This is a genomic window from Chryseobacterium endalhagicum (genome assembly GCF_016745235.1).
Classification (GTDB): domain Bacteria; phylum Bacteroidota; class Bacteroidia; order Flavobacteriales; family Weeksellaceae; genus Chryseobacterium; species Chryseobacterium endalhagicum.
In genome coordinates, this window is sequence record NZ_JAELVM010000001.1 from 324,466 (window position 1) to 340,673 (window position 16,208).

The 16,208-nt window shown below is 37.1% G+C and carries 16 protein-coding genes; 3 read left to right on the forward strand and 13 right to left on the reverse strand.

Annotation, left to right across the window (positions count from 1 at the left end):
- Positions 1-42: 42 nt before the first annotated feature.
- The 11 genes from JET18_RS01435 to JET18_RS01480 form a co-directional block, all read right to left on the reverse strand.
- A complete protein-coding gene (locus JET18_RS01435) occupies positions 43-507 on the reverse strand; it encodes a Panacea domain-containing protein (RefSeq protein ID WP_202088725.1) in 465 nt (154 codons plus the stop codon).
- Positions 504-1,331 (reverse strand): hypothetical protein, encoded by an 828-nt coding sequence (locus tag JET18_RS01440; RefSeq protein WP_202088727.1) that lies wholly within the window; start codon positions 1,329-1,331, stop codon positions 504-506. Before JET18_RS01440 ends, JET18_RS01435 begins: the two co-directional genes overlap by 4 nt.
- Positions 1,332-1,509: 178 nt before the next feature.
- The gene (locus tag JET18_RS01445; RefSeq protein WP_202088729.1) at positions 1,510-2,658 is read right to left on the reverse strand and encodes an ATP-binding protein; all 1,149 of its coding nucleotides are present in this window, start codon (positions 2,656-2,658) and stop codon (positions 1,510-1,512) included.
- A gap of 146 nt (positions 2,659-2,804) precedes the next feature.
- Complete coding sequence (groL, locus tag JET18_RS01450) at positions 2,805-4,430, reverse strand: chaperonin GroEL (protein ID WP_202088731.1); 1,626 nt, start codon at positions 4,428-4,430, stop codon at positions 2,805-2,807.
- 117 nt (positions 4,431-4,547) lie between these two features.
- Positions 4,548-4,826 (reverse strand): co-chaperone GroES, encoded by a 279-nt coding sequence (locus tag JET18_RS01455; protein ID WP_034723531.1) that lies wholly within the window; start codon positions 4,824-4,826, stop codon positions 4,548-4,550.
- Between the two features lie 174 nt (positions 4,827-5,000).
- Positions 5,001-5,135: a hypothetical protein gene (locus tag JET18_RS21930; protein WP_262896552.1), complete on the reverse strand. Its 135-nt coding sequence runs from the start codon at positions 5,133-5,135 to the stop codon at positions 5,001-5,003.
- 259 nt (positions 5,136-5,394) lie between these two features.
- Positions 5,395-6,114, reverse strand: coding sequence for a DUF3108 domain-containing protein (locus JET18_RS01460; RefSeq protein ID WP_202088733.1), 720 nt, complete (start codon positions 6,112-6,114; stop codon positions 5,395-5,397).
- 50 nt (positions 6,115-6,164) lie between these two features.
- Positions 6,165-6,680 (reverse strand): nuclear transport factor 2 family protein, encoded by a 516-nt coding sequence (locus JET18_RS01465; protein WP_202088735.1) that lies wholly within the window; start codon positions 6,678-6,680, stop codon positions 6,165-6,167.
- Positions 6,681-6,780: 100 nt separating this feature from the next.
- Positions 6,781-8,019 carry a cation:dicarboxylate symporter family transporter gene (locus JET18_RS01470; RefSeq protein WP_202088737.1) on the reverse strand — a complete coding sequence of 413 codons (1,239 nt, stop codon included), beginning with the start codon at positions 8,017-8,019 and terminating at the stop codon, positions 6,781-6,783.
- A gap of 250 nt (positions 8,020-8,269) precedes the next feature.
- Positions 8,270-9,556 carry a CitMHS family transporter gene (locus tag JET18_RS01475; RefSeq protein WP_202088739.1) on the reverse strand — a complete coding sequence of 429 codons (1,287 nt, stop codon included), beginning with the start codon at positions 9,554-9,556 and terminating at the stop codon, positions 8,270-8,272.
- Between the two features lie 18 nt (positions 9,557-9,574).
- Complete coding sequence (locus JET18_RS01480) at positions 9,575-10,270, reverse strand: DUF2490 domain-containing protein (RefSeq protein WP_202088741.1); 696 nt, start codon at positions 10,268-10,270, stop codon at positions 9,575-9,577.
- A gap of 151 nt (positions 10,271-10,421) precedes the next feature.
- On the opposite strand from JET18_RS01480, the gene JET18_RS01485 reads away from it, so the two are divergent.
- Together JET18_RS01485 and JET18_RS01490 are read left to right on the forward strand one after the other, a co-directional pair.
- Complete coding sequence (locus JET18_RS01485; protein WP_228728465.1) at positions 10,422-11,528, forward strand: sensor histidine kinase; 1,107 nt, start codon at positions 10,422-10,424, stop codon at positions 11,526-11,528.
- Positions 11,528-12,226, forward strand: a complete 699-nt coding sequence (locus JET18_RS01490; RefSeq protein WP_202088743.1) for a LytR/AlgR family response regulator transcription factor — start codon at positions 11,528-11,530, stop codon at positions 12,224-12,226. The genes JET18_RS01485 and JET18_RS01490 overlap by 1 nt, the downstream gene beginning before the upstream one ends.
- A gap of 264 nt (positions 12,227-12,490) precedes the next feature.
- Here the strand turns inward: JET18_RS01490 and JET18_RS01495 are convergent, their stop codons facing one another.
- On the reverse strand, positions 12,491-14,881 hold the full coding sequence (locus JET18_RS01495) for a M1 family metallopeptidase (protein WP_202088744.1): 2,391 nt from the start codon (positions 14,879-14,881) through the stop codon (positions 12,491-12,493).
- A 67-nt stretch (positions 14,882-14,948) separates the two neighbouring features.
- On the reverse strand, positions 14,949-15,527 hold the full coding sequence (locus JET18_RS01500; protein WP_202090664.1) for a HupE/UreJ family protein: 579 nt from the start codon (positions 15,525-15,527) through the stop codon (positions 14,949-14,951).
- A 69-nt stretch (positions 15,528-15,596) separates the two neighbouring features.
- Here JET18_RS01500 and JET18_RS01505 point away from each other — a divergent pair, with 69 nt between their 5' ends.
- A complete protein-coding gene (locus JET18_RS01505) occupies positions 15,597-16,097 on the forward strand; it encodes a DUF6702 family protein (RefSeq protein ID WP_202088747.1) in 501 nt (166 codons plus the stop codon).
- Positions 16,098-16,208 lie beyond the last annotated feature (111 nt).

Genomic DNA, 16,208 nt, shown 5'->3' on the forward strand with positions numbered 1-16,208 from the left:
TTTATTTTATTGGGTCAAAGTCGTAAGACTTTACATATCAATTTAAAGGCTATCATTAAAGTCTTTAGCTAATTTTACCAGATCTAAGCTGGAATATTTTAAATTATTTTTTATTGGATAAGACGAATAAACTAAATTTATAAAATCCGTCCATTTTAATGAATATGTAAAGTCAATAAATCTATCTGCAATTTTTTTTACTTTTTCATCAATTAAAACTTTTGATTTATCAACCAAAGAAAACTTATCTGTAATTCCTTCGTATGAATTTTTGTAGCTTTCCACTTGAAAAATCATCGGATTTTTTCTCATCAAATCTATTATATCATTAACATACGGGCCATAATGATTATAAATCCATTTAATGTTTGTGTATTGTTCTCCATTTTCAATTGTATATCTCCAATCAATTAAGTAAATTAGTTTTACTAATCTCGGTTTTGACAACTCTACTAAATTTGGATAATGTAATAGAATGTATCTTATAAGATTTTCTAAATTTTTCATACTCCCAAAATGTTTTCTGTTATTACTATACCATTATTTTTTTCAATAAACATTATTAGTGGTTGCTTCACACCATTTAATTTATCCACTATAAACTCCTTCGAAAAAGTTGTGGGTTCTAAGCTTTCAAATACTAATACAGCTCGAGGATTTCCATCATAACCATTAATTCTATAAATAAAAAAATTTCTTGATTTCATTTTCATATTATCTACTACTTCGCGAGGAATTGGATGAATATTGTTCATTGCTGAATAATAATTATTTCCTCCTCTTTGTGTACAATCAGGTAGATTTTCTATGAAAAATTCACCCTCTCTCCAGCCTTTTCCAATAAATCCTTCATCAATTGGATATTCTGACCTTCCTATTTCCATTAATATTGGATCTACTGATGTTCTTCCAATAAGTTTAAATTTATCATTGTAAACTTTATATACGCTAATTCTTTCTTTATGTGTAAACTCTAAATTCTTTACTAATAAACGTAAATAAGAATTAAATAAGTCATTAGTTTCATTTACAACCTCATTAAGATTAGATTCTAAATCATTTATTTTATTACTTTTTGACAAATTATCTTCTTCAAGTTTTTGTACTTCTGTCCCATGAATTACCGCAATAAATCCAAATATCAATGATAAAATAACAATTAAGTAATAAAAAATACGTCCTAATTCGAATTTTTCAACTCCAAATATTTTTATAGTATAATCATTTAAATTCGAGATATCTACTACAGATAATAATACAACGCAAATGCCAGATATTATTATGGCTTTATCAAATAAATAATCTATACTATTCTTTAAAAAATTTCTCATATTTTCATCATTAAGTAATATATAAAAATAACAAAAAAACCACAAAAGTAGAGTAGTTATTTAATTGTCTCAACGTCACGCTACTACATTGTTCATGTTATTCTATCATCCATTGGAGTTAGCTAATTCAATGCTCTTCGCCCCGTTACCACAAGGTAACGAAGACTATACTACAATATTACCGTTTCGGATATAATTCTCTTTTAAAAAACTTTATATGATTCCCAATATCATTTATAATTTCTAATAGTGGTTTAATAGCATCTTTTGAAAAAACGACTTTTTTCTTATGTTTTATTGTATCAGTATTTTCTATCCAAATATAATCTGAAAAGTCTTTATTAAGAATATCTTCACTAGGATTATCAATATGAAAATTCTCAACATTTGTCCAGCCAAGTTCTTTAAATGCTAGCTTTAAAAGAGGATTTGAAAAATTGTATTTTGCATCCTTTTTTATTTCAGATTCTAATGTTGATAATGTTATATAATCTCTAGGTGTAGAACTTTTTATTTCCCCAACAATTTTATAGAGTGGTTTACCTTCGGTATCTGATATCTTACCAATTTCACCAGCCGAAATAGCATTTAAAATAATATTAAAGACTCCTGATTCTGATTTGTCAATTTCAATTTCACTGCTTGATAGATTTTTATCTTTTTGATTATAACCATAAATATTATTTGTTTTAGGGTTTATCATCAAAATTTCTTTTGGATTAATATCAAAAATTTCAGGAAGTAATTTCGACCAAATCTCCATAAATTCTTTACTCTTTTCATTTGCTTTTAGTTGCAGAAAACTATTAAGCTTATGTGAATTTTCATTAGCTAATTCGTTTTTCCCTGAAACTCTATAAATTATTTCACCTTTTTTTAATTTGTAATCTATAAAGTCATTGATTGGAATTGTCACATCATTGTTTTTTTCAATAAGGATATAATAAAATTTTCTTGCACTTATCTGGAATTGTTGAAGATCAATTTTGATTGTACATTTAGTTATTGAATCAAATTTTTGTGTGACTATATTAAGATCTATCTTAGAAAATATATCTATATCGACTTGATTTAGTCCAATATCATTAATTTGTTTAGTTGTAGAATCTTCATCAAAGCCAATTAAAATAATTCCACCATTGTTATTTGCAAAAGATAAGATATCTTTGGAGAAATTTCTTAAAAATATATCTGTCTCGTCGGTTACTCCGAAGTGATTTAGCTTTAGTTTATAATCAATAAAACTATTTTCTTTATTGAAAATCCCATAGTTTTTTATATTATCAATGATTTTTGTTACTTCTGATTTTAATAATTCTAAATTCATATGTAGAAGGCTTCAATTTTTCCAAACTTTCAAGCTAAATTAAAATACTAGTAAAATATTTCCTTACGGGAAACCATAATTCAACAAAAAAACCGCCCCACAAAAGCAGAACGGTTAGTATATTAAATAGTCTCAGCGACACGCTGTTACATCATTCCCGGCATTCCACCTCCCATTGGCATAGCAGGTTCAGCGCTCTTCACTTCAGTGATCACACATTCAGTAGTAAGAAGCATTCCGGAAACAGAAGCTGCATTTTCAAGGGCAACTCTTGTTACTTTCGTAGGGTCAATGATTCCTGCTTCAAGCATGTTCACATACTCGTCAGTTTTAGCATTGTATCCGAAGTCTCCTGTACCTTCTGCAACTTTCGCTACGATTACAGAACCTTCACCACCTGCGTTGGCAACGATTTGTCTCAATGGCTCTTCGATCGCTCTTTTCACGATTTTGATCCCTGTAGTTTCGTCAGAATTGATTCCTGTAAGGTTTTCCAAAGCTGAGATTGCTCTTACTAAAGCAACACCACCTCCTGCAACGATACCTTCTTCAACAGCTGCTCTTGTAGCGTGAAGGGCATCATCTACTCTGTCTTTTTTCTCCTTCATTTCAACTTCAGAAGCTGCACCTACGTAAAGTACGGCAACACCACCAGCTAATTTAGCTAATCTCTCCTGTAGTTTTTCTCTGTCGTAGTCAGAAGTAGTCGTTTCCATCTGAGCTTTGATCTGAGCTACTCTTCCTTTGATTTTAGCTTCATCACCACCACCGTTTACGATCGTCGTGTTATCTTTATCAATAGTTACTTTCTCAGCAGTTCCAAGCATATCCAGAGAGATGTTTTCCATAGTGAAACCCTGCTCTTCAGAAATAACCTGTCCACCTGTTAAGATCGCGATATCTTCCAGCATTGCTTTTCTTCTGTCTCCGAATCCCGGAGCTTTAACCGCAGCAATTTTAAGAGAACCTCTTAATTTGTTTACCACTAAAGTTGCTAAAGCTTCACCTTCCACTTCTTCAGAAATAATCAATAGAGATTTTCCTCCCTGTGCAATCGGCTCAAGAACCGGAAGCAATTCTTTCATAGAAGAAATTTTCTTCTCTACTAAAAGGATATAAGGGTTTTCTACTTCAGCTACCATTTTCTCAGGGTTCGTCACGAAGTAAGGAGACTGGTATCCTCTGTCGAACTGCATACCTTCTACAACGTCTACCGTTGTATCGATACCTTTAGCTTCTTCTACAGTGATTACGCCTTCTTTACCTACTTTCCCGAAAGCTTCAGCGATAAGAGATCCGATAGTTTCGTCGTTGTTTGCAGAAACGGAAGCTACCTGCTTCACCATTTCTGTAGAATCTCCAACTGTTTTGGATTGAGATTTAAGGTTTTCAACCACAGCAGTTACTGCTTTGTCGATACCTCTCTTCAGATCCATTGGGTTAGCACCTGCAGCTACGTTCTTAAGACCTTCTCTTACGATAGCCTGTGCCAATACAGTAGCGGTAGTAGTACCATCTCCTGCGATATCATTGGTTTTGGACGCAACTTCTTTTACCATTTGCGCACCCATATTTTCTACTCTGTCTTCAAGTTCGATTTCTTTTGCTACAGAAACACCGTCCTTAGTTACATGAGGAGCTCCGAAAGATTTCTCAATCACTACGTTTCTACCTTTTGGTCCCAACGTTACTTTTACTGCATTAGCCAATGCATCAACCCCTCTCTTTAAAGCGTCTCTTGATTCAATATCGAATTTTATTTCTTTTGCCATTTTTTTGCTGTATTATTGTATGATGTACAATGTAAAATGTACTTTTTTATTTTAAATAATTTGATTAAACGTTGCTTAAAATACGTTGTACTTTGTACACCGTACTTTTTACAAATCTTACCCGATTACTCCAAGTAGATCTCCTTCCTTAACGATTAAGAAATCTTTTCCGTCTAATTTTAATTCAGAACCTGAATATTTACCATAAAGAACTTTGTCACCTACCTGAACAGTTGTAGGCTCATCTTTTTTACCTGGACCTACTGCCACTACAGTGCCTTCCTGCGGCTTTTCCTTCGCAGTGTCCGGAATAATAATACCTGAAGCTGTTTTAGTTTCTGCAGCGATAGGCTCGATAAGAACTCTGTCTGCTAATGGTTTAAAGTTTACTGACATAATATATTTATTTTTTAATTATTTCTTACATATAATTCTCTAAATGTATGCCATCAGATGCTGGTGGCTGAAATGGCAGAGTTTTATTTTTGAGTGTGAAAATTTGGCAGAAAAATGAAAAAAGTAAAGCCGGAAGATTCCGGCTTTTGTATTTAACTCTAATAATTCGGTGAATTAAGGGCAGTGTTGTCCCGGCCCGATCCATAAAGTACATTTTCCCTGATCGTCGCGTTCGCAGCAAACCAGTCTTGCCGCACCTCCGATGATGGATTTCTGCGCGGCTCTGCTTAATGATTTAGCATTTTTCATAGTTAATATTTTGTTGATTGTACGTTCCTGAACATTTATTGTCAATCAGGATTTTTGACGGTTCGGTGGGTAAGTGTTACTCAAAGATAAAAATAATTCTGTATATATAATACACACTGCGTAGATTTATTTTAACTGTTTGTGTTTTGATAATCAATTCCTTAATACTGACTTATCGTAAAGGTGTCATTATTTAACCATTGAAATTGAGTGCTGCAAAAGAAAAAAGTTTACCGTTACAGTAAACTTCAGTGTTTTTTTATTTAATGGTTTCCAGTGTCATTTTTCTGCCGCCGAGGTCCATATCCTGTTTAAGTATTTTCCGGGTTTCGGGATCAATATAGTAGGTGACGAATGTTGTTTTATCTCTGATATCATCTGTTGTTTTTACGGCCCAGACTTTTTTCCCGTCGTAATCGGTTTTCTTTACTTCCAGGATATAGGCTTTTATCAGTCCCTGTTTTGCATCCGGGTTATAATCGAAAATAGAAAGATCGGCGGTATAATTTTCTTTAAGCGGAGAAAAGCGGATCATCATGGGATAACTGCTGCTGTCGAAATAATTCGCTGCCGGAATATCTATACTGTGCTTTTCCTGAGATTTTTTGTCGAGATAATATCCGGTTACTTTCGTTTTACCCGATTTGAGCACCATATCCCTCATCATATTGAAAGAAGAATGATAAACCGGTTCGAAACTGGCGGTTTTTACGATGGTAGAATCCGTCCACTTGGCATCAGGAGCCTGTTTTAGCTTTACGGTGGTTCTGATCAGGAGATCCGTTTTGTTTAAATTTTTAAGCTCGGTGATGATGCTTCCTATTTCAATTTTTGTTCCTGCGTTGTCAGCATACCAGACCGCTTCTGAGGTTTCATCTTTGATCAGTTTTGTATCAATACTGCTGTGGGCTGGGGTAAGCAGTTTCTGTGAAAACAAATGACTGCTGCTTATTAATAAAAGGAAAAGAAATGTTCTCATGATTTTTTTTAATAATAAGTGTTCTTCATTTTCAGAAAGTTACAACAATATTATTCTCTTTTGGGTTCGGGAGAAATACTTTCCTGCTCCATTGAAAAGATCACGCTGGTGATCTTCCATTCATTTTTAATTTTCACCAGTCCCCAGGATTCTTTGCCCCATAAACCTTTCTTTCCGCCTGCCCAGAAACTGAAGTCAAAGGTTACTGAAGCTACGCTGCCATCAGTATCAATATTCACATTGGAAAATTTTTCTTCTTTTACAGATCCTTTGGTTGTGCTTCTGAACCAGGATTTATAATCGGCTAATTTATGATCCAAAGACTTCGGGTCTTTCTCAATTCTTTTCTGCTGGGTTTTATCTTTATAAACGCCGACCCATGTTACCGGTCCGTCATAAAATAAGCGGTAAAGGCTGGTGCTGTCTTTGGCTTTTAAGCTGGACATAAAAGTATCCAGTACCTTACGGAGTTCAGCCTGATCTTTTTCGGTCCCTGATTGAGTTTGCGAATACGTCAGATTAAATCCTAAAAGAAAGATACTGAGCGTTAGAAGTATATTTTTCATGATTTTCTATTGAGTTTGGATGAAACCAAATTACAAAAAATGCAGAAAGAGAACGGAAAAATATTGAGTATTAATGTTTTAAAATAATATTTGAAGTGTTTTACAGCATTTCAGTCTTGGATTTATCAGCTAAATGATTCTTTGAAGCCTGATTGATCTTCGAAATCACAGCCCCGGAAATCGCGATACTGATAAAGTTGGTCACCGATCTCGCCTCATTCATAAAACGGTCCACACTGTAAAGAAGGGCAATATCTGTCAGTGGAATCTTTCCAAATCGGTTTAACGTAAAAATAAGGGCCAGAAATCCTGAGCCGGGAACGCCCGATGCCGTTTTTGAAGTAATGGTAATGATCGCAAAAAGCCACAGATAATCACTAATGCTCAGTGAAATATTGTAAAACTGAATCAGAAAGCAGCTCGTCACAGCAATGTAGATACACGCTCCGGAAAGATTGAAATTATAGCCCAAAGGAATCACAAACCCCAGAATTTTTCTGCTGTAGCCTTCAGATTCCATTTTTTCAAAAATCAGCGGGAATGCCGTTTTGGAGGAGGACGTGGTGATAACGAGGATAATTTCTTCCTTTAAATTCAGCAAAAATTTCCACAGCTGAATTTTGAATAGGTAAGAAACAATTCCGAGGATTCCGAAGATAAAAACAATATCAGCCAGATAAACCGTTGCGACCACTTTACTGAGCGGCAGCAGGGTATTGATCCCGTACACCCCGATTCCGTAGGCGATATTACAGAAAATAATAACGGGAAGAATAATGTAGAGGTATTTGATGACGGTGTAAAACACTTTTAAACCTCTTTCTAATAGATTGAGAAATTTTTTTCTTCCAGGAGAAAGATTCATGAAAATTCCGGCTGCTATAGAAATAATCAGAAAGATCCCGTGCCTGTTGAGGTATAAAAGGCCGGACAAGCTTGCATCATCAATTTCAAAGGTTTTGGGAAGAGATTTACTGATCTTCGCGGTATCAATTCCAGTATCTGCACCCGGTTTTACAGCAAACCCGAATATAAATCCTAAAATTATAGCCACCGAACTGATGATCAGAAAATACAGAATAGTTTTCCAGACAATGCTGCTTGCATTCCTGATCCCCGAAAGCTGGCAGATTCCGTACATGATCGCCATAAAGATAATCGGAAGGATGAGCATTTCCAGAACCATAAAGAAATACCGGCTTACAATTCCCAGCTGCATGCTTGCCTCAGGCGCATAATAGCCCGTGAGCACGCCTCCGAGAATGGCAGCAAATACATATAAGGTAAGATTCTTTAAATATCTTCCTGTGAATGTTTTTTTGGTTTCAAAAAGGTTCATCTGAATATACTTCTACTTTCCGTACAAAGATCTGTTGTTTTTTTTACATCTGGAAAATAATAATCGGGTAGGGATGACGGAAGAGGGAAGATGGAGGTTCCTGAAGCGGAAAATACAACTTCCAGACGGTTTCTACTGATTTTTAAATCCTGTTTATTAATCTTTAAATCTTCCCATTAATTTTAAAGCTACGTCCAATAAAAACTTCCATCCTCCCTCTTCCAGCTTTCCTCCCTTTAACAAATCCAGGTTAAATAACACCCAGAATCAATGCCGCGATCAGCATGACAATCGACGAGCCAAGTGCCCATTTCAACGTGTATTTCAAATGATCTGAAAACTCCACACCAGCCAGCGATACCAATAAATAAGTAGACGGAACCAAAGGACTCAGAAGATGTGAACCCTGCCCGATAAGGCTCGCTCTTCCAAGGATTTCAGGAGAAATACCCAGCTGATGGCCTGTAGCGACAATAATCGGGAGTATTCCAAAATAATAAGCATCATTCGAAAGGAAAAAAGTTAACGGAATACTGAAAGCAGCCGTCACAATATTCAGATAGCCGCCCCAGCTTTTCGGAACAATTTCTATCATACTGTTTCCCATCGCCTGCATAATGCCGGAGCCGTTAAGGATTCCTGTGAAAATTCCCGCACCGAAAATCATACCCGCTACCGATAAAGCATTCCCCGCATGTTTGGAAATAATTTTCTGCTGGTCTTTTAATTTCGGATAATTGATGATGGATGCAATACAGAAAGCAATCATAAAGGCAATTCCCAAAGGAACCACATCCAGGATCATCACTACCAGAAGAGTGATGGTAAGAGCCAGGTTAATCAGGATCAACTTGGGACGTCTAAGCTTAAGATCTACCTCTCCGATAATATCATTCGTGTTATAATTGGTGAATTTACCGTGTTTTGCAATTCTTATTTTTTCCCTTCTTCCTAAAATATAGGCTACGAATATCACCCACAGAATACCGATGGCCATAATCGGGATCATAGGCACAAAAATCTCTGTGTGTCCCAGTTTCAGGGAACTCATAACTCTTGCTGTGGGACCGCCCCAAGGGAGAATATTCATGATTTGTCCTGCCAGCATAATGATACAGGTAAGAATCAACGGGTTCATACCCTGTTTTTTATAAAGCGGAAGCATCGCAGCCACCACAATTAAATATGTGGAAGAACCATCGCCGTCCAATGAAACCAATGCCGTGAGAACCGCGGTTCCTATCGTTGTTTTTATGGGATTGTCTCCCACTGCTTTTAAAATTATATTCACCAAAGGCTCGAAAAGGCCAGTGTCTATCATTAAACTGAAATAAAGGATGGCAAAGATCAGCATCACGCCTGTGAGCGCTATTTCTTTGACCCCGTTTTTCATCATTTCTCCCAGTTCAGGACCAAAACCCGCAAAAAGGGCTACGGTTACTGGTACGATGACCAAAGCCGTAAGCGGAGTCATTTTTTTGTTCATGATCAGGACCATGAAGATCAGGATCATGAGAAATCCAAGGAATGTAAGCATAGATGATTTGATTTATAGTTATTTATTTTTGTTTTTCTTTCTCCAGTCGAAACTGTTTCTGTAGCCGATGTAGCCGTAATTACTCGTTGATCCGGTCTCCAGCTGATTGATGAAAGCGACTTCAATCGCGGAGTTTTTTCTTACTTTTATTCCCAATCCGACGGTTAAACGGTTGCTGTCAAACGGGTCTTCCTTTACTACATTCATCCTTAATTCATTTTTCAGAATGCCGTACAGCTTTTCTTTTTCGCCCTTTCTGTTAAAAGGAATTCTCAACGAAATCAGATATCGGAGCCTGACGATGAACTCATCCGGATTGCTGATAAAACGCTCTTCCACACGGAAACGGTGCGAGACGGAAGTTCTTCCGATATTGCCGCCCAAAGTCACCTGCTGGAAGGGTCTTTTCTCATACCTTTCTTTTTTCGTATTGTCAGATTTATAGGAATCCAGGACCAGAAACATGAATCCGGCGGCAGGCTTTACCTCATTGGCTATTTCATAATCCACATATGCGGAAACCAGGAAAAGCCTGGTATCATATACCAGATCGAAAGAACGGTACTGCGAAAGGGCGGTCAGTGTGCTTTTGTCAGTCAGCTTTGCAGACATCAGATACTGAAACCACATATTGTAATTGTCCCGGCTTTGAGCATCCGTTTTGCCGATCATTCCCAGCAGTAAAATGATTATTAATTTGAATTTAATTTTCATGTAACGTTTAATTAATATCCCGATGTTTCAAATATATTTATAAGAACCAGCCGCGGATTTATTTTTCAATCAATGACAGTTTTTATCAGTGAACTGCAGGATCGCCTGAAAAAGATGGTATATTTGAAAGATTGAAAATTGGATTGATCAGATGTTTTTAATTATAAATATTGTATTTATATTATTGGTTTTCAGGATTTTGTTTAATCCTAAAGTTTTGAAAAGGCTGATGGAATATCATTGGGGGCTTCTGCTGAAGTTTCAGCATATTTTCTTCTTTTTGGTCTTCGCGATCATCACTTTTTTTACCGAAAACTACTTTTTGGATGTTCCGGAACTCATCTGGAGTGTTTTATCCGTCATTATTTTTAATGTCGGGATTTACAGTCTTGTTTATTTTTATCTGGTCCCGGAATTCTATCTTTCCAATAAATATCCCGAGTTTATTCTCTATGCGCTGATCAGTTTTCTGGTCTCAAGTCTTTTCCGCATTTTGCTGGAACCGGCCGTTTTTAACATGAATTTTAATGAAACCCTTTCCAATACGAAATTCCTGTACAATGTGTATACAACGCAGGGAATTGTGATATTGGTCGCTTCATTTTTAGGCATTACAAAAGATAAATTTCTTATCGAGCAGGATTTTAAAGATCTGGGTGAAGAAAAAGACCAGCTCTACTTAGACTTGCTTAAATCTAAAATGAATCCCCATTTTCTGCTGAACACGCTTAATAATATCTATTCCAAAAGTTTTCAGCCTTCCGAAAATACTTCAGAATCCATATTGCAGCTCAGTAAACTGCTTCAGTATGTCATTTATGATACCAATAAGGAAAGAATCACGATGGCTCAGGAATTTTCTTCCATACAATCCCTGATCGGGCTCTATCAGCTGAAATATAACAATGTGCTGAACATTACGTTTGATATTCAGGATGAAGAAACCCTGGAGCTGATCGATATTCCGCCATCTGTGTGCCTCACTTTATTTGAAAACGCATTGAAGCATTCCGCAGCTGGGATAGAACCGGAGAGTTATATCAATGTCGTTTATAAAATACAGGATCAGGAACTTTTGTTTGAAATCGAAAATTCTGTAGCAAAGAAAAAAAATCTTGCCGGGAGTATGAATGACAGCGGTCTTGGAAATAAAGCGGTGATCAATATTCTGGAGAAAAATTATGCAGGAAAATATACTTTTATTTCAGAACCTGCGGAACAGAACAATTATCTGACTATTTTAAAAATTAAACTGTAATGGCTAACCTCACGATTGTAAGTGTAGATGATGAATACCCGGCGCTCCAGCTGATCCAGAAGTATTGCGGGCAGATGGAAGATGTAGATCTGGTGAAAGTTTTTCAGGACCCGGAACAGGCATTGGAATTCCTTAAAGAGAACAGGGTAGACCTTGTGATTCTTGATATCAATATGCCTTATATCAACGGAATTGAACTTTTACATCAGCTTCCTTACAAACCGCTGTGCATATTTCTCACTCTGGAAACCCAATATGCCGTAAAAGCGTTTGAGTTAGATGTAGTCCATTATCTTGTGAAGCCTGTAGATTTTGAAACGTTCCGGAAAGCCGTTAACAAAGCAAAAGATTTTCTGCAGTTCAAAAACTCAACGGAGCATAAAAAGAAAGAAGACTTTATCATGTTCAAATCCAATTACGTGATGCAGAAAGTCCTTCTGCAAGATGTTCGTTGGGTACAGGGTTTCGGAGAGTATATTATTCTGGTGACCCATCTGAAAAAGTATATGATCCTTGAGCGGATGTCCAATTTTGAAGAGAAATTTCAAAACCTGGGATTTATCAGAATTCATAAATCATATATTGTTCTGTCGTCTCACATCAGCTCTTATGATACGGCTCATGTATATCTTAAAGACGGGGAGAAGCTTCCGCTGGGAAGAACGTATAAGAATTCTTTAAAGGCTTATCTGAATTGATTTTTCCTAGTTAAAATCTCCCGCAGATCACACGGATTGCACAGATTTTTCTTTGAGGCAATATTTTAGAAATTCAATGGGGTGGGCTTTAGCCCGCCTTAGGTGTAATATTCATGCAGATTGTTCATATTCTATTCGTAATACATAAAAAATTCAATAGGGGTGGGCTTTAGCCCACCTGCCATTTAATACCATCCGCCCAATCATTAATCTGTTGCATAATAATAAAAAAGGTTGTCTCTAAATGAAACAACCTTTTTAGTTTTATGATTTCTTTCCTGCAGCCTGCATCGGATTTACTTTTCCGTTGGCTCCTCCTCTTACGGCGCCGCCACCCTGCTTCTGTTTGAATAATTGGAATTTTGAAGTTTCACCGCCAGCGCCACTACTGCTCCACAGATTATTGGAAGTGTCGATGTCCGCAGTTTCACGCATCGGATCCAGCTGTATTGATTTGATCTTTTTGTCAAAATAATAAGTCTTGGAAATCTTCTTTTCATTCTGTCTCCATATCTGTGCAGATGACTTGTCGTACAGTTTAGATCCGTCTTCAAAGGTGAATTCCAGGATGATCGGCATTACCAGTCCGCCTTTGTTCACAAAATCAATCTGGTAGCCTGTCAGATTTTTGAATTTCTCCTTATCCTTGGCGTCCAGTGGAATACCGGCTTCTGTTTTTATGGTGTAATCTTTATTGGCATCCAGTTTTTCCTGACCTCTGTCATATCGGTAATAGAAATCCTGAAGATCCTTGTCCTTATCTACAGAGAAGGTGATATTCTTATCCTCTTTGTTTCTGATTTTTGAAAGATCTTCAAATTCATTCTGAATTGGTTTTTCCACTTTGTACTGAATGTCTTTGGCTTCCCTTGGAGGCGTATTAAGATCCGGAACTGCTACAGTTACCTTATCGATGGCAATATCTACAGGATCTGTTCCGTAGAACCAGCCTCTCCAGAACCAGTCAAGGTCTTCACCGCTCGCATCTTCCATGGTACGGAAGAAATCTGCAGGTTCAGGATGTTTAAAAGCCCATCTTTTGGCATAAGTTTTAAAAGCTTTGTCGAAAAGTTCCCTTCCCATAATTGTTTCACGAAGAATATTAAGTCCTGTAGCCGGCTTGGAATAAGCGTTCGGGCCAAACTGTACAATATTCTCAGAATTACTCATAATAGGTTCCAGCTGATCTTTTGGCAGCTTCATATAATCAACAATAGTCCATGCCGGACCTCTTTTGGAAGGAAATTTATTGTCCCATTTTTCTTCCGTAAGATATTCCGTGAAGGTATTCAGGCCTTCATCCATCCAGCTCCACTGTCTTTCATCAGAATTGACGATCATCGGGAAGAAATTGTGCCCCACTTCATGAATAACAACCCCGATCATCCCGTTTTTGATCCCTTCAGAATAAGTTCCGTCCTTTTCCGTTCTTCCGAAATTGAAACAGATCATCGGGTATTCCATTCCGTTGGCTGCTTCTACAGACTGTGCTACCGGATACGGATAGGGAATCGTGAATTCAGAATAAGTTTTAATCGTATGGGCAACTGCTTTTGTTGAATATTTTCTGTAAAGATTATAAGCTTCTTTCGGATAGAAACTCATCGCCATTACTTTATTGTTATTTTCAGGAATGGTCACGCGCATTCCGTCCCAGACAAATTTTCGGGATGAGGTCCATGCAAAATCTCTTACGTCATTGGCTTCAAAATTCCATGTTTTTCTTTGCTTGGAATGATTTTTCTCTGCTTTCTTGGCTTCATCCAGCGTTACGATTTCAATAGGTTCAGCAGCGCTTTCGGCTTTTCTGTATCTGGCCATCTGGTCAGAAGTTAAAACCTGCTCATAGTTTTTACACTCTCCGGTTCCGCCTACAATATGATCCGCCGGGACATTCATTGAAACTTTAAAGTTCCCGAATACCAGGGCAAATTCACCACGTCCTGTAAACTGGTGGTTCTGCCATCCGTGGAAATCACTGTATACGCACATTCTAGGATACCATTGTGTCATCGTGTACAGGTCATTGCCGTCTTCGGCGAAATTTTCATAGCCGCCGCGTCCGCCCATTTTGATCCTGTTGGGAATATTGTAGTTCCAGTCTATTTTAAAGACCAGTTTTTCTCCTTTCTTTAATACTTTTGGCAGATCAATACGCATCATCGTCTTGTTCACCGTATATTTCAAAGCGTTTCCGGCTGCATCCGTCACTTTTTCAAGATTCACACCGTAGCCGTTGTCCTTTTCCGGAAGCTCAGTTACCTGAAGCTGCTGATCACTGGTAGCGGCAGGAAGCGTGGAAGGAAACTGGAAGCCTGCATTTTTTACTGTAGACTGCTCATTTTCGTCCAGCTGAAGCCAGATATAGTCCAGATCATCCGGAGAATTGTTGTAGTAGGTGATGGTTTCTGAACCTTTAAGATTTCTTTTATCCTCATCAAGGTAAGCGGTAATATCATAATCCGCTTTGTTCTGCCAATATCCGTGGCCCGGAGCTCCCGAAGCCGTTCTGAAGATATTGGGAGTCGGGAGAATAGTTCCCAGCTGCTCGAATCTGTTTCCGTGGTTACTTCCAGGGTTGTTCTGGATATTTTGTGCGGTGAAACCTGTATAGGCAAATACAGAAAATGAAAATAGGAATGCTTTTAGTTTCATTACCGAATTGATTTAATAATTATCAAAGATAATAATAAGTAGTTGAAAAATTGAAAATGTTTCAAAGTTAAAACGGAAGTCTTTCCAAAGTCATTTTTAAAGCCAGTGCAAATACCCCTGAAGAAACAAACAGAACCCAGTCTTTTTTATTCACTTTAAAAACACTCAGTAAGATAAATAAAAGGATAAGGATAGCCGATACAATAACGATCTGTCCAAGTTCCAGCCCGATATTAAATCCTAATAACGGAATGGCTATGCTCTGGCTTTTTGCGATCATCACTCTTGCGGTATTGGCGAAACCCATGCCGTGAATCAATCCGAAGATCAGAGCGAGATAATAATTGGCCCGCATCAGAGTCTGCTTTTTATTCTTCATCAAGATATTATCCAGAGAAGTAATGACAATCGTCAGCGGAATTAAAAACTCCACCCACGCCGAAGGAACCCGGAACACATCAAGAATGCTCAGCGCAAGCGTGATGGAATGCCCAATGGTGAAAGCCGTCACCAGTACCAGAATTTTTTTCCAGTCAGTGTAAGAATATACTGCGATCAGGGCCAGAACAAACAACTGATGATCCAGCGCATCCAGAGAAATAATATGTTCCCAGCCAAGGTTTAAATAAAAGAGAAAATCCTGCATCATAACGTAAAAATATAATGCGTACGAAAATAATGATTAATTTCGAACAAATTTTAAATGTCAGAACTTATGAAGAATTTATGGCTGTTTCTGCTTCCTGTATTTTTTTTATTCTCTTTTTCAAAAGCGAAGCATCCTTATCATGTAGGTTCTGTGGAAATCAATTATAATTCGAAATCAAAATCTTTTGAGATTACTGGCCGGTTCTTTCTGGATGATCTTGAAAACGGACTGGGGAAGAAATATGGAAGCTCTTTCCACTTTAATGATGAAAAGTATAAAGCTAAGCTGAATGAAGCTCTGGAAAAATACTGTGCAGACTATTTTAAATTAAAAGCGGACGGAAGGTTTTTAAAAGTAAATTATGTAGGCTATGAAGAAGACAGTGAATCCGTGAATGTTTTCCTGGAGTCTGAAGCCGTACCTGTACCCAAAAAACTTGAAGCAGCTGTAAGTTTTCTTTATAATCTTTTTGATGACCAGATTAATATTGTTCATATGATTGTAAACGAAAACCGGAAAAGCGAAAAGCTTACCTATCCCAACCGCTATCTCTATCACCAGTTTTAATACAATTCTATCTCCGGCTATGCTAAATAATAAGCCAGATTATGGATAAATATTAAATCACTAATTATTGATTAATAATTTAATTTTGTATCCATTTTAATACTTGTTTTA